We start from the raw sequence: 15,015 nt of genomic DNA, 5'->3' as shown, positions 1-15,015 counted from the left end.
AGCAAATTAATTTCTCGGTGGAGTAATCATAATATGCGCACGATGTGTTCCTGGATCCATAATCCATGGCATTCCTGGAGCACTGGGTTTTAATGGCAAACCGGTAGATTCGGAAGTTGCCCAAGGCAAATAAACCACATAACGAAGATAGGTGTCCGAGACTTCTCCTGTGGCCGGTGAATAATTCTCTTCATCTGCCGTCAAAACGTAAAGAGTAGCTCCATCTTTTGGCATTTTGAGTTTGCCACTTTTGGCTTCCGCTTCTCTGGTGTCAAAAATTTCCTGAAAGGATTTTCCTTCCTGTTTAAGTTCTCTTCCTCTTACCATAAATGGCTCTAGATCATTTTGGTAGCTAGCCACACTAAAACCAGGAGAATTTGGGTCGTCTGCAATACAAATCATTTCGTTGCTCCCTTTTCTCAAAACCGTAAAAGTGCCATTGGAATCGTATCCATAGACAGTTGCCTCCGCTCTTTTTTCTTCAGGAGCCGCCAAGACAGCTGTTTTTATTTGGACTTCTTTGGAAGGAATTTCCTGGGAGAATCCCTTGATAAAGATCAGTAGCAGGAAGGTGGTGAATAAAGACGTTTTCATAGATCGGTTAATTGGGTTTCTTCAATTTACGATTTATTTATTCATTTTACTCTTGCTCTTAATATTCGGACACATTCACCACGTAAAACTCACGTGAGGCTTCTCCATTTCGGAGCTTGTATTGGATTTGCCGTGTTTTACCAGTAGGAGCCCAGTTTTCACCATCCAATTGATAAGTGGGAAACCTTCTGATCAGAGAGGTTTCAACAATGGCAAATTCATCCATTCCTCTAAACCCTTCTTTTTGTTCTTCTGTCAATTCAGGCATACTTATTCTACTCATGGACTTTCCATTATTTACAGAATAACCAATTAAAGAAGCCTTCATCTCTAGACCATAAGTATTAAAATAAACCAGGACTTCGGGCCATCCATCACTGTTCAAATCCTCAATTTCAGATTTGATATACCCTCCATCAATTTGGTGTTTTACCTTGCTGTTGTCTATTTCCAACCCGCGAGGAGTGATTTCCAAAATGGTATAAGGATTTTGTTCTGTGGCTTTGATTTCGAAATCAATCCCTTGAAGGGAAAGTGTTTGGTCAAAAGTGAAGTTTTTGATTTGGCTTTCATCCAAAGGTTCATAAATCCTGGTGTAAATATTCTTTAAACTAGCACCTCCATTACAAAAAAAGTGAAGCATCTCATCTGCTTCTGGCGAATCTCCTTCAATCCAAAGGCTATCCCCTTTGATTTTGAAAAGGATGGTTTCATCCATAAAGCTAGTCACTAATGTTTGTTCATCGAGTGGGTCCAATTGGGTTGCCCAACGACAGCTGGGACGTTTTAAATCTGATCTAGAGCTTATTTCAGCCGATAATTCACCCAATTCATTTTGGAGAATTCGTACTACCGTCCAATCGTATCCGTCTTCTCTGTTTTTATATTCTTCAGTGACAAAGTCACCTATGAAGTTTTCAGATGTTTGTTCTATTGTATTTTCAATTCCACCTTCTTCCGATTTGTTGGAAGTAGGGGTGGAGTTAGAGCACCCCAACTCAAAAAAATAAAACCACGATAAAAATAAGTATTGGACCTTTTTCATAAGAGTTAGATAAGACCTGCTTCAATGTATAAAGATACGCCTTGTCCAATCATACTTTCTATTTCTTTCCTCAATTCAATTGAAGTTTTTTTGAAATGGAAACAACTTTTTCCATGCAGGCATTTTCGTAATTCTGGTGATATGGAAAGAAAAGCATGAGGGTGCGTATAAATGGGGAAAAAGTAAAGCCTCGCATCCTTTGGTTTTAGTACCACGCTCCCAACATAGTGTCCGTCTACTTTTTGCTTTCCTTGCATCACAGGTTTGGTTCCACCTACTTCAAATACAGATGGATTATCTTTGTTTATTTGTAAGGGTGGGACATGTTTTTTAAAGCTGTCTATTAAGAATGTTCTTATTTCCTCCGGTGTGTCCATGGGCTTCACTAATTATTAAATTCCAAGCTCAGAATACACCCAAATAGTCAAATAGTGGAAGTCTGAGAGTTCCTGAATTTAATAATTTAGGGACCAAATCCCAGCTTTTTCTGCTGGGCTCACTTGTAGGCTGGAATCATTGACTATAGCTAAAGGTTGACCATCCGTTCCCAATTCCCAAAACTCACCTCTTAAGAATACACTCAATCCCACTGATGGGCTGGAATTTTGGAGGTGCCTAGGTAACCCATATTTGTAATACGCTTCCCGGTTTGTTAATTGACTGGTATCTGATTCATTCACAAATTCTGGACTGGGTCTTCGATGATAGCCTTTCCAAAGTTTTTCCATACTCCCATCTCCCTGTTGATAAGAAGGCACCAAAACTAAGTCCGGAGATTCAGAATCCACTTGTTTGAAAGGTGCAGAGTACCAACTGTCTTCCGAAATAATAACAGAGGCTTTGGAAAATGGAAATTGAAAAGTTTGAACTGATTTTAACTCTGGTTCTGTAATAAACTTCAACTCTTCTGTATTGGGGTAAGTTTCAAAAATTGGGGCTCCTAATATTTTTCCATCAGGGCCAAATACAAATGATACATTGTATAATTCTTTTTGATTTTCAACCGACAGTCCTTCATCTGAAACATAAGGGCCTGGGAGGATTATGGATCCCGCTACAATATGGGTTTCAGTTTCTTTGGATAGTTCACTGAATGTCTCATAATAAACTTGGGCCATCTGTTTTGATTTCATCCGAAGGATCGCAGAAATCGATTTGTCACTTTCATCTCCAGTTTTAATGTATCCAAGGAAGTAGTCAAATACATTGCTAAAGATCAGGGTGGATATAGCTTCTTTGAGTGTCTGTTTTTCAGCTAATGCATGTTTCTCACGAATCATAAATAGCCAAGTTCCAATGTATTCCGGAAAAAGGATAATGGTGTTTTTTCTAATGAACCCTTTTGCTGATGCGGCTTGGATATATTGCCTGATTTTCAGTTTAAATCGTTCAGGGCTAAGGTAATCTGAAGGAACCATGTAAGGCTGAATCCCGATTATATTTCGCTCCAAAGAATCATTGGGATTGATTTCCTGAATTACAGAGATATAGGGTTCTGGAGGGTCTAAGGGCAAGTTTCTTCCTTCATAAGACCAAATAAGCCAAATAAATATTAGTAGTGTAAGGAAACTGAAGCTTCTTTTAATCATTCACTGATTAGAGGTTTATAAGGGAAGCATCAAACTTAGCAATTTCCCTAGAATTGGGACTTTAAATCAATTATTTTCAATTGGAATCAATCCATTTCAAACCCAAATTTTTCACCTTTTTTGAGCATCACCGTAGTTTCAGAACCATTATAGATGATCGTGATGGTTTGATTGATTCCTGAAACTAATGAAAGCATCACGATTTCCCCATTCTCCCAGGTCATATCTACTGTAATATTCCCTCGGGCTTTGATACCTTTTACACTCCCATTTGACCAGGCTTTAGGCAAAGCAGGAAGGAGGCGGATGATACCGCTTTCATGTGATTGAATAAGCATTTCTGCCACCCCTGCGGTATATCCGAAATTTCCGTCAATTTGGAAAGGAGGATGTCCATCAAAAAGATTGATGTAGAGAGAATTGGTGATTAATTTCTGAATATGTTCATGAGCCATTTCTCCATCCAGTAATCGTGCAGAAAAATTGATCAACCATGCTCTGGACCATCCAGTTCCAGCACCACCATTAGCCAAGCGAAACTCCAGGGTTTTCCTGACCGCATCAAAAGCTTCAGGGGTATCACTTTTTGTAATGGCATTACCAGGATGAAATGCATAAAGGTGTGACATATGTCTATGCCCTTTTTCTGGTTCCTCATAGGGTTGGTCCCATTCCAGAATTCTTCCGTCTTCTCCAATCTGTACTCCCGGTCGAAGCATCGTTAATTGCTCAGCAATTTTATTTCTAAGTCGTGATTCTGAATTCAAAATCGTCGCAGCCTGGAGAAAAGAGGTAAATACATCAGCTATAATTTGCTGATCCATCGCAGCCCCCATGGTAGTGGCAACTGATTGTCCTTTGGAATTCATGAATTGATTTTCTGGAGAAGTGGAGGGAGAAGATACAAGGGTATTTTCCCCTGGATAATTGACCAGCCAATCTGAATAAAATGCAGCCACTTCAGAAATGGCAGGAAATGCCCGTTCAGCCAAAAATCTAAGATCCCTTGTAAATAAATAATGGTCCCAATAATGTCTTGCCATCCAGCCACCGGCTCCGACCCATCCTCCCCAATAAGCAGTGGCAGCCCGAATGAAAGGAACTTGCCATAAATCGGTGGCATGTGGTAAGAAGGTGCCTCGCATGTCAAAATTGGTTTGGGCCACCTTGCTTCCATTGTATATGGCTCCATCGATGAAGTCAAAAAGTGGCTGGTTTAACTTACTAAGGTTGGTGACATCTGCTGGCCAATAATTCATTTGCAAGTTGATGTTGAGATGGTAATCTGCATTCCAAGGTGCATTGATATGTTGATTCCAGATTCCTTGTAGATTAGCCGGATTAGAGCCTGGTCTACTAGAAGAAATCAGCAAATACCTCCCATAATCAAAAAGTAATTTTTCCAAATACGGATCAGTAGCTCCTGCTTTTACACGCTCTATTCGAACATCCGTAGGGATTTCATTGATGGAATTGTTGCCCAGGGTTAATTCCATATTGTCAAACCATTCTTGGTAATCCTCTACATGTTGGGCAAGGCTTTGTTTCCAAGACTTGCCTTTGATGACCTCCAGAGCTCTTTCTGCAGCAGACTCAAAATTTTTATTATAAAAACTTGTGACGGTGACCAGTTTCAAGAGCACCTCCTTGGTTCCATTTAGGTTTAAGTGATCCTTTTCCGTTAATATCCTACCTTCTTCCGATTCCGCCATTAATAAGGTTCTGAATTTTACACCCTCCAAAATCGGGTACGGTTTGGAATCGATTTGCCCTTTTCGTTGGGTGGCCATTCCAATCATTTCAAGCATATTGGGAGCAAGTGAAGTTGATTTAGCAGTAGGAAAACCTTCATCCTCAGGCCTGCTTAGCCTGATTTTGCCGGTAAAACCTGCTGGATGATCCGTGTGTAGTCGGATAAGGATGGCGTCATCAGGCATGCTGGCAATGACCTCTTCTGTGACATAATATCCTTCACTTTTAAAAGTAGTGGTGGTGGTTGCAGTAGTAAGATCTAGTTTTCGTTGGTAATCGCTGATCTGTTCGAAATTAAAATCAAGCCAAAGGTCTCCCAAGGTTTGGTGAGATCTGGTAATTCCTTTTCTAGAAAATGCTGCTACCCACAAAGAATCCGCCTTATTATTCTCACCCTCCAACAAATAGGCTCTTACTTGATCCAGGTCCTTCCTTCTTCCCTCAGCCAATCCCCAATCATCGCGGGAACCTGGCCACATTGAATCTTCATTGAGTTGGATTCTTTCCATGGAGGGCTTTCCAAATACCATGGCCCCAAGACGACCGTTGCCCACAGGTAAAGCTTCTTCCCATACCTCAGCGGGTTGGGTATACCAAAGAATGGATTTTTGGGAAAAGCTTAGGGTGTGGAAACAAAAAAATGCGGCAATAAGGGTAACTAGGCGTTTCATATATTTTGGGTTTGGATTTAAGATTACAAAAAACCCATTCTACCGCCAATATAATTTGATTAAAAATCAATCCTTCTGGAGGAAATTTTACTGTGAAACTAGAAACTCTTTAAATTCCGGAGTGTTAAAATTGCTCATTCCTTGTTGGTAAAAAACAATTTTTCCTTCCGGGTTGACCACTAAGGTAGTTGGTATCGCCTCACTCTGTAAACTGGGATTTAGGCCAAAACTAGCATGAGCGGATGGAAAGCTCCAAGATTTACTTTCAATAAGTTTCCTACTTTTCTCAATATCATTGTCCACTCCAATCATCAAAAACTCAAGATTAGGCTCATTTCTTACCGACTTATAGAGCTCAGAAATATGAGGCATTTCAGCACGACATGGGCCACACCAAGAAGCCCAAAGGTTGATGAATAGCGTTTTTCCCTTATAATCTTCCAGATTGATTCTCTTGCCTTCAAAATCCATGAATTGACCTCGGTAATCAAATGTTTCCTCGGTGAGGTCAGGAACTTCAATATTCGGTTTGATTAATCCAGTAGATAGGAGTACCGATTGAAGTCCTCCAATAATTACTGGGAGCAACCCGGTAAAATAGAGAAAGGCAACAACTGCACCCATCATAGCCCAACTTTTTATTTCTTTTTCCAATCCATTGCTTAGGGAATACGAGATTTGAAATGAGTAGTTTGGTTAATTTTACTATTCAAAATTACTTCCACATTTCCAGTCGTTTAGTGACAATGGATACAAATCTTTCTTTTGTCTCAAAAAGGCGGCTTAACTTGTGGCTTGAAATTAGGACTGACATACTATTTTATATGAATTACGAGATTAAAATTGCCGCTGAACTCAATATCAGACCAGAACAAGTCAAAGCCACCATTGGCTTGCTGGATGAAGGTGGTACGGTGCCCTTTATTTCCCGATACAGAAAAGAGGCAACTGGAACCCTTGATGAAGTCCAGGTAGCTGGAATCCGAGATAGGGTGTTACAATTGAGGGAATTGGATAAGAGGAAAGAGGCAGTGTTGAAATCCATTGAGGAGCAAGGGAAATTGACACCGGAATTAAAGTCTAAAGTTCAGGAGGCCGAAACCATGGCCAAGCTGGAAGATATTTACCTTCCTTACAAACCCAAAAGAAGGACCAAAGCAACGATTGCTAAGGAAAAGGGACTGGAACCATTGGCTGAATTGATTTTTCTCAGGAATCTATCCCACTCGAATCTGAAGCAGAGAAGTTTGTGGACCAAGAAAAGGAAGTTACAAACGTAGAAGAGGCCTTGCAAGGAGCCAGAGATATCATGGCTGAATGGATCAATGAACATGCTGAGTTGAGACAAAAGATGCGAAAGCTTTTCTTGGAACAAGGTGTGTTTTCTTCAAAAGTGATCCCTGGAAAAGAGCAAGAAGCCATCAAGTATAAAGATTACTTCGATTGGTCTGAACCCATACATTCCGCTCCTTCCCATCGTGTGTTAGCGATGAGAAGAGGAGAAAAGGAGTTATTCCTGATGTTGGATGCCGTTCCTGAAGAGGCATTGGCCCTAGCCCAAATGGAAAAGATGATTTTGGCCGATGAGGCCAATACTTCCGTGGACCAGGTGAAACTGGCGATAAAAGATTGTTATAAAAGGCTGTTGAAGCCAAGTATGGAAACTGAAATCCGACTTTTGACCAAGAAAAAGCGGATGAGGAAGCCATCAAAGTATTTACAGAGAACCTGAAGCAACTATTATTGGGGGCACCTCTTGGCCAAAAGTCAGTCATGGCTATAGATCCTGGATTCAGAACGGGGTGTAAATTGGTCTGCCTTGGACCCCAAGGACAATTTTTGCATTATGAGGCCATTTATCCGCATGAACCACAAAGCAGAACTGCAGAAGCAGGAATGAGTATCAAGGGTTTGGTGGAAAAGTATTCCATTCAGGCCATTGCCATCGGAAATGGAACTGCTGGAAGGGAAACAGAAACCTTCGTAAAAAGCTTGGGGCTTCCAAAATCAGTGATTGTTACCATGGTCAATGAAGCTGGAGCTTCTATCTATTCTGCATCAGATGTAGCTAGAGAAGAATTTCCGGATTTGGATTTGACAGTAAGAGGAGCTGTTTCTATAGGTAGGAGGTTGATGGATCCATTGGCAGAATTGGTGAAAATAGATCCAAAATCCATTGGTGTTGGACAATACCAACATGATGTAGATCAGAATGCCCTCAAACATGCGTTGGATGATACCGTGATGTCGGCAGTAAATGGAGTGGGAGTGGAGGTGAATACAGCTTCCAAACAATTGTTGACCTATGTCTCTGGTTTAGGACCTGTATTGGCCCAAAATATCATTGAATTCAGGAATGAGAATGGTCCGTTTAAGAGCCGGTCTCAATTGAAAAAAGTGCCAAGGTTAGGGGATAAAGCGTATGAGCAAGCCGCTGGATTCCTTCGAATTTCAGAAGCGAAACATCCTTTGGATAGATCCGCAGTTCACCCGGAACGATATGATCTGGTAGAAAAAATGGCTCAAGATGTCAATGCCTCAGTCTCAGACTTAATGAGTTCGGAAGAATTACGTTCCAAAATTATCTTGAAAAACTACGTGTCTGAGACGGTTGGGTTACCTACTCTTCAAGATATCTTGGATGAATTGGCAAAACCTGGAAGAGATCCTAGAGAGACCTTTGAAGTCTTTGCCTTTGAGGAATCAGTAAATAGTATTGGAGATTTGAAGACTGGGATGAAATTACCAGGTGTGGTGACCAATATAACGGCATTCGGAGCTTTTGTGGATGTAGGAATTCATCAGGATGGGTTGGTTCACCTAAGTCATCTGGCAGATCGATTTGTGAAAGATCCCAATGAAATCGTAACAGTAAATCAGAAGGTCATGGTGACCGTGATGGAGGTGGATATTCCGAGAAAAAGAATTGAGCTAAGCATGAAATCAGATCCTTTCGCAGAAAGAGGAAAAAAATGGAGAAACCCCAGCACAAACCCAAAAGGAAAGAGGAGGAAGGGACCATGGCAGAAAAATTGGCCATGTTGAAAAAGCAGTTTGGTAAGTAAACAAATCCCCGGGATTAGGCTCGGGGATTTGTTTTTCAATTCAATATTTCAGCGGCGATTTCAAGCGATCTATGTCTTCTTTCAGGATCGTAAATATTGCAACTGATCATTAATTCATCAACTTGGACTTGATCGAAAAAGCTTACGAACTGAGGCTTTAGACTTTCTTTTGTTCCAATGAAGGTACATGCCATCATATTTTGAATGGCAGCAGCTTCAGGTTCAGTCCAGATTCCTTCCATGCTTTTTACGGGTTTCTTAAGAGGGTAAGAAGTGCCTCTGATGACACCGAGGGCAGCTTGGAAAAAGGAAGTTGCCAAATAATGTGCCTCGGCTTCAGAATCAGCAGCAATGACATTTACGCAAGAGATGAAATAGGGCGTTTTTTGTTGTTCGGAAGGCAGGAAATTCTCCCGATAGTATCGAGAAGCCTGAATCAAATAACCAGGTGCAAAATGACTGGCAAAAGCATAGGGCAATCCTTTTTTGGAGGCTAAAACGGCAGAACTCATACTGGAACCCAATAAATACAAGGGTACATTCAGGCCTTCTGCCGGAAATGCCCTGACTTTTGAGTCAAGATTATCTTCAGAAAAATACTGCTGAAGATCATCCAGGTCATTGGGGAATTCTTGAACTGATTCGTGACGTCCTCTTCTTAGTGCTGTGGCGGTCGTTTGATCGGTGCCAGGTGCTCTGCCTAACCCTAAATCAATCCTATTGGGGAACAAAGTGGCCAAGGTTCCAAATTGTTCTGCAATGATCAGAGGACTGTGATTCGGAAGCATGATTCCCCCAGACCCGAGTCGGATTTTTTGGTGCCTTGAGCCAAGTGTCCTATTAAAATCTGAGGAGCGGAACTACCCACAAAGGCCATGTTATGATGCTCGGCTAACCACATACGGGTATAACCTAACTCTTCGGCTTGTTGTGCCAAAGCCAAACTTCTGGAATAGGCATCTGAGGCGTCAAATCCTTCTCGAATAATAGAAAGGTCAAGTAACGAATAAGGTACTGTCATTTGAGTATTTCAATTGGTACTGGGCTGACTAATCATCAGACCTGTTATCTAATGGAAATGATCCTCAAAAAAGTTTCTTTACCCTTAAATTAATGCTGACTTCTGGTTGATTTTTATTAGGTCTTTAGAAGTTCAGGATAAAACAAAAAGGCTCAACTTATTTGAGCCTTTTGGTATTAGATGGTGTCTTGGTCCCTACGGCGGTCCCCACCGCTATTCATCATATCGTTGTAATCATTCATGTCCATACCTTTGCTAAATCTTCGGATATTAAATGAGAAAGTAAGCATGAAGTATCTTTGGAGAACATTATTTTGAACATCTTCAATGTATACATCCGTTACGTTTCTTCTCACACTGGTATTTTGACCAAGCATGTCATATACATTCAGTGAAATTTCTCCTCTTTGATTATTGAATACTTTTTTCCGATACTCATATTCATGAGTAAAAAGTTATTGTCAAAGCCCTCAGAAAGTCCAGAATTGATTTGATGGTTCAGGTCCATTCGATAGACAAAACCCTCCCAAATGATCCAACTGAAATTCAATCTGGTTCTTTGGTTGAAGTACTTGTTGTTCAAATTGGAGTTCAAGGTATTCTCGACATTGTTGAAAGACATCCTGGTAGAAATATTGAAGTCTACTTGATCACTGATATTACTACTGATGGAGATACCGGTGCTTAGCCTAGTAGAGTTATTGAAACTCAACTCATCATTGACCTGACCAGGTCTTTTGTTATAGCTAAAGCCACCATTGATATTCAAATTAGACTTGATAAAGTCTACAGGCATCCCATAACTAACCCAAGATCTGAAGTCCTGAAAACCATCCAGGTTCACAGGTCTAAATAACTGAGATCCTTTTTCCAAGATGATTCCCCCTGGAAGTTCTGTGGTTTCATCTGCGATGTAGGAACTATTGGCAATGGAGTTTTCCACTAATCTTGATTGTGCAAAAACAAACCAGGATTTATCGGTATCCGGATTTCTGCTCCTAAACCTTAATCGGATTCGATTGGAATAAGACTGATCCAAATTAGGATTTCCCGTTCTCAATTGAAGTGGGTTGGAATTATCGATTACACCTTGCAGTTGTTGAACGGAAGGGGCATCGGTATTGGTATCATAGTCCAACTCCATATTGGTATTGTCCGAGAATTTGTAATCAAATCGAACGGTCGGCAGGAAGCTTTCAAATGTTCTCTGTAAGTCAAAAGGAGCAGGGAAAAATTGATCGTTTTGCAGTTTTGCATGTTGATATTCTCCCTCTATTTGTATTTGAACTTTTTCTTTTCTGAATTGGTATCCGAGTTCTGTTTCTTGCCTGACGTATTTACTTTCAAAACTATTACTCAAAGCGGTATCCAATTCGAGATCCAAGCCAGATAGATCTTCATTTAGGATGTCGAACGTAAGTTGATCAGAATCATCAGCACGGTTTCCGATTTCATATTCAATTTCCATCATCCCATGCTTTCCAATAGGTTCAGTGTAAGATATTCCTGTTTGCCAATTCGTTCCAGTCCTGTCCCTGGAAATTTGCTGGTTGATGATTTCTGTTCTTTCCGTAGGTTGGAAATAAAGGTTTTCTGCCCTTCTAAAAGCCAGGTCCTCATTCCAATGGTATCCGGCATTTGCCCTTAAGGTAAGTGATCTGCCTTCCTTGTCGAACTTATGACCATAGTATAACCGATTGTCTATATCGAAGTCATCATTGTCAGCTGTCCGGACGTTTTCAGTCTGATTAAGAGGACCGTCTATATTGACTGATTCTCCTAAGAAATAGGAGTTTTCCCGATCATTGGCAGCAGAAAATCTTGGACGATAAACAATCCTGTTTTTATCGTCAATATTGTATTCCAACCGCATGTCAAAACGATGTTCCTGATTAGTCCTGGTATTTCGGCTGTTTTCAGTATAGGTTTGACCATCATTCGCATCAGTGACATATTCTCTAAAAAGAGAAGAAATCCCATTGTTTTCTCTATTTCTATAGAGATAACTTCCGCTAACCTTTATTTTTTCACCCCATAGATCTGAGTAATTAACCCCAAGAATATTGGTTTTTATAATTCCGTTCTGCGGCCTATTATTTCCTTGCGCATTGGGATCAGAGGAGAAATTCTGGACGTTGATGTTATTGCTTAGACCTGTAAAAGTAATTCGTTGGTCCTCATTAAAGGCATTGATACTAGCTCCTAGCAAGTAGCGATCGTCTGTTCCATACCCAGCCGATACTTTTCCGAACTGGCCTTTTCTTCTATTGGGTTTGGTGACAATGTTGATGGTTTTTAAGCGTTCCCCATCATCAAAACCGCTGAGTTGGGCCTTTTCACTTTTTGGTCAAAAATTTCTATTCCTTGGATTACTTCTGCAGGTAAATTTTGGAGAGCAGTCTGAACATCTCCCCCAAAGAAAGGTTTGCCATCCACTAAAATCTGTGCAATGGATTCTCCCTGAGCTTGCAGGGCCCCATCAATCATGGCTACACCAGGTAATTTTTCCACTAAAGATTGCGCACTTGCATCTTTCATGGTTTTAAATGCATCGGCATTGTACAAAGTAGTATCACTTTTTTGCTTGCCCGTAGATCTTCTTGCAGTGACCGTTACTTCTCCTAGTTCGGTGGCAGTCTCCCGTAATAAAAGATTACCCAATTCAAGATCCTTGGAGGCCTGAATGGTTCTAAATAAATCTTGATATCCTAAATATTGCACTTTGAGGAGGTATTCTCCTTCCTTGATTTCTTCGATATCAAAATTTCCGTCCAAGTCAGAAATCATTCCATCTACTTGAGTAGAATCCGAAAATGTTAAAAGGAGGATTGTGGCATTGGGGATACTTTGTTCGGAGTCAGCATCGATGATTTTACCTTTCACCGAATAGATTTGTGCAAAGGCGCAGAAACTAGCTCCAATAAAAAATAATAGAGTTAAATAAAATTTCATGTAGTTGGTTTTGGAATTCTTGCTTTATATAAATAACAAGCGTTGGTTTAATAGGTTTTGATTCGGGTCAAAGAACGCGCTTATATAGAGAAATAAATAGGTATTATTCTCTAAGCGGTCAAATGAGTTATTAAGCAGTCATTTTGTAAAGGAGGTTTGAGGGGAAGTGGTCGGTATTATCCTCTGATAATGAAATAATTGTATAGAATTGACAGTTTTTGTCAGATTTAAATGTTGATTTTTTGATCATTTGAATGTTTATAAAAGTAACATTTGTAAATTAGCTACTGTTAAATCACAGTGTTATGGAAAATCAGGATAAAATCAGCATTACTTCAAAAACCTTGGCATCTGGAAACCGTCAAGTGAAATTTTTATTGAGGATGAGGAAAAACCTCAGTATGGTTATTTATTGATGACGGAGCCAAAATCGGTGGGAGAAATAATTGAGGAAATAAAAATGCGCATGGAGAGAAGAAGATCAGCGGCATTAAATATGAACCCATTTTTTCCTTTGCAGCCTACGCAGGATGATCACAATTTTTATTTATTCTCGGCATGAGTTTCCTCTCCTCTAATCTTAAATTTTTGCGTAAACAACAGGGGATTACGCAGAATGAGCTGGCAGAAAAATTAGCGGTACAGCGGACCATGATTTCTGCATATGAAGATGGAAGGTCTGAGCCAAAACTTCAAACCTTGAAGTTACTCAGTGAAATTTTGGATGTGGGGTTGGAAGAATTGTTGAATCATGATATTGAAACAAAAGGAAGGAAAGCGATTCAAAAAAGGGGGATTAATATCTTGACCATCGCGACCAATGATGAAAAAGAGAATATCACCATGGTGCCACAAAAGGCTTCCGCGGGCTATCTCAATGGGTATTCGGACCCGGAATATATGGAAAGCTTACCCCAGTTTAACCTTCCCAATCTTTCCCAAAACGCTACCTACCGTGCATTTGAACTGGCAGGAGATAGCATGCTTCCTTTGATTCCTGGTACCATTGTGATCGGATCTTATGTAGACCAGCTCAAAGACATTAAAAGTGGAAAGACCTATGTATTGGTTACCGCCACGGAAGGGGTGGTCTATAAGCGGGTGTTTAATTATTTAAATGAGAACGGAAAGCTTTTCTTAGTGTCAGATAATGATCATTACAAACCCTTTGAGATTCGAGGAGAAGATGTGTTAGAAGCATGGGAGTCAAAAGCCTTTATCAGTACAGATTTTCCCAATCCAGGGGATAAAAAGAAGCCCATTACCTTGGAAGATCTAGGTGAGATGATTCAGGACATCCAAGCAGATTTAAGGAAGATCAAGGGTTGATCCGTTGCATAGAAACATTAGTGGTTGTTCCCAGTGTTGGGAAGGATATGGTGCCTACCCAACTTCCTCCTGCATTGGAGGTATTAAGTATTAACTTACCGCTGATCTGTACTAAAGAGTTATAATAATCTGCCGTTAATTGGGTACCTGAAATGCTGCCGTTTCCTTCCCCAACTTCCACCTCGTATATGTTGTATTCCAAAAACTCAACGGAATCATCATATTGGTTAAAAACCAGGGTGCTTGTATTACCTTGAGGATCGGATAAAAGCCAGTACCCTGTAATTTCATCTACATAGACTTCCTCAGTAGAAGTAGAATTTTCGGGTTCTTGAAAAGAATTGTCTTGGGTAGTCGTGGGCTTTTCTTCTGGGACTTGGGCTGGTGAAGAATCTTTCTCAGTAGGTTGGCTAAGTCCATTAGTCAATTCAGTATTCTCTTCAAAATCATCGTAAATAGCATCCTCTTCCGGCAAACTCAATAATTGAATCAAAACGATGAGCCCTACTAATCCACCAAGTAACCAAAGGTAATTTTTAGCTAACCAACTTTTCTGTTTTGCTGCATTAGGGGAGATAGGAGCAGGTTTGACCGGTTGAGGTTTGGGTTCGATGATTTTGCTCAGAGCGGCCACCAATTGATCGCAATCATATTTCCACCGGGAACTGCTAATTTCCTGGGCATGTCGTCGGGTTAGGCCTTGGAGGTCTTCAGGTAATTGATCAGCAGTGGGCATCACGGCTCCATTGACCAGGACTGGAATCACTCTGATATCCCTTTTTAAAGCGGCAGAGATCTCTATTCTAATAAAATCTCCCTCATTAAAAATTCGTTGGTTTCCTTCAGCATCTTGAATGTTGAGCCAATGAGGTCCAATCATCGCAATCAGTACTTTGCAGGAGTTTAGCGCTTTTTCTATGGCTTGGATGAAATCCAAACCTGCTTCTAAGGTTTCTACATCTAAAAAACACTGTCTTCCCCATAGATTTCTTGCAAA

At 40.5% G+C, this 15,015-nt stretch carries 11 protein-coding genes and 2 pseudogenes; 2 read left to right on the top strand and 11 right to left on the bottom strand.

Features of this window, described 5'->3' with window-relative positions; translation table 11 throughout:
* Window positions 1-6 precede the first annotated feature (6 nt).
* From V8V91_RS07010 to V8V91_RS06985, 6 genes are all read right to left on the bottom strand, one after another.
* The gene (locus V8V91_RS07010) at window positions 7-594 is read right to left on the bottom strand and encodes a hypothetical protein (protein ID WP_373399455.1); all 588 of its coding nucleotides are present in this window, start codon (window positions 592-594) and stop codon (window positions 7-9) included.
* Between the two features lie 58 nt (window positions 595-652).
* Complete coding sequence (locus tag V8V91_RS07005; RefSeq protein ID WP_373399454.1) at window positions 653-1,591, bottom strand: hypothetical protein; 939 nt, start codon at window positions 1,589-1,591, stop codon at window positions 653-655.
* 53 nt (window positions 1,592-1,644) lie between these two features.
* The gene (locus V8V91_RS07000) at window positions 1,645-2,016 is read right to left on the bottom strand and encodes a hypothetical protein (protein WP_373399453.1); all 372 of its coding nucleotides are present in this window, start codon (window positions 2,014-2,016) and stop codon (window positions 1,645-1,647) included.
* Between the two features lie 78 nt (window positions 2,017-2,094).
* Window positions 2,095-3,153, bottom strand: coding sequence for a carbon-nitrogen hydrolase (locus tag V8V91_RS06995; RefSeq protein ID WP_373399452.1), 1,059 nt, complete (start codon window positions 3,151-3,153; stop codon window positions 2,095-2,097).
* 161 nt (window positions 3,154-3,314) lie between these two features.
* The gene (locus V8V91_RS06990; RefSeq protein ID WP_373399451.1) at window positions 3,315-5,651 is read right to left on the bottom strand and encodes a glycoside hydrolase N-terminal domain-containing protein; all 2,337 of its coding nucleotides are present in this window, start codon (window positions 5,649-5,651) and stop codon (window positions 3,315-3,317) included.
* A gap of 87 nt (window positions 5,652-5,738) precedes the next feature.
* Complete coding sequence (locus V8V91_RS06985) at window positions 5,739-6,305, bottom strand: TlpA family protein disulfide reductase (protein ID WP_373399450.1); 567 nt, start codon at window positions 6,303-6,305, stop codon at window positions 5,739-5,741.
* Between the two features lie 170 nt (window positions 6,306-6,475).
* On the opposite strand from V8V91_RS06985, the pseudogene V8V91_RS06980 reads away from it, so the two are divergent.
* Window positions 6,476-8,716 (top strand): annotated as a pseudogene (locus V8V91_RS06980) (Tex family protein).
* 35 nt (window positions 8,717-8,751) lie between these two features.
* Here the strand turns inward: V8V91_RS06980 and V8V91_RS06975 are convergent.
* From V8V91_RS06975 to V8V91_RS06960, 4 genes and pseudogenes are all read right to left on the bottom strand, one after another.
* Window positions 8,752-9,737 (bottom strand): annotated as a pseudogene (locus tag V8V91_RS06975) (LLM class flavin-dependent oxidoreductase).
* 176 nt (window positions 9,738-9,913) lie between these two features.
* Entirely contained in the window at window positions 9,914-10,114 is a 201-nt protein-coding gene (locus tag V8V91_RS06970; RefSeq protein WP_373399449.1) for a hypothetical protein, read from the bottom strand.
* 11 nt (window positions 10,115-10,125) lie between these two features.
* The gene (locus V8V91_RS06965) at window positions 10,126-11,946 is read right to left on the bottom strand and encodes an outer membrane beta-barrel protein (protein ID WP_373399448.1); all 1,821 of its coding nucleotides are present in this window, start codon (window positions 11,944-11,946) and stop codon (window positions 10,126-10,128) included.
* Between the two features lie 86 nt (window positions 11,947-12,032).
* A complete protein-coding gene (locus V8V91_RS06960) occupies window positions 12,033-12,689 on the bottom strand; it encodes a carboxypeptidase-like regulatory domain-containing protein (RefSeq protein WP_373399447.1) in 657 nt (218 codons plus the stop codon).
* Between the two features lie 558 nt (window positions 12,690-13,247).
* Here V8V91_RS06960 and V8V91_RS06955 point away from each other — a divergent pair.
* Complete coding sequence (locus V8V91_RS06955; protein WP_373399446.1) at window positions 13,248-14,018, top strand: XRE family transcriptional regulator; 771 nt, start codon at window positions 13,248-13,250, stop codon at window positions 14,016-14,018.
* Here V8V91_RS06955 and V8V91_RS06950 read toward each other — a convergent pair.
* Window positions 14,008-14,955 carry a hypothetical protein gene (locus V8V91_RS06950; RefSeq protein ID WP_373399445.1) on the bottom strand — a complete coding sequence of 316 codons (948 nt, stop codon included), beginning with the start codon at window positions 14,953-14,955 and terminating at the stop codon, window positions 14,008-14,010. The two genes, V8V91_RS06955 and V8V91_RS06950, sit on opposite strands and share 11 nt — an antisense overlap.
* Between the last annotated feature and the right edge of the window lie 60 nt (window positions 14,956-15,015).

This window comes from Algoriphagus halophilus, from assembly GCF_041729275.1.
Lineage (GTDB): Bacteria > Bacteroidota > Bacteroidia > Cytophagales > Cyclobacteriaceae > Algoriphagus > Algoriphagus halophilus_A.
The sequence above is the reverse complement of the archived record's forward strand: the minus strand, read 5'-3'. Positions and strand labels throughout refer to the sequence as shown.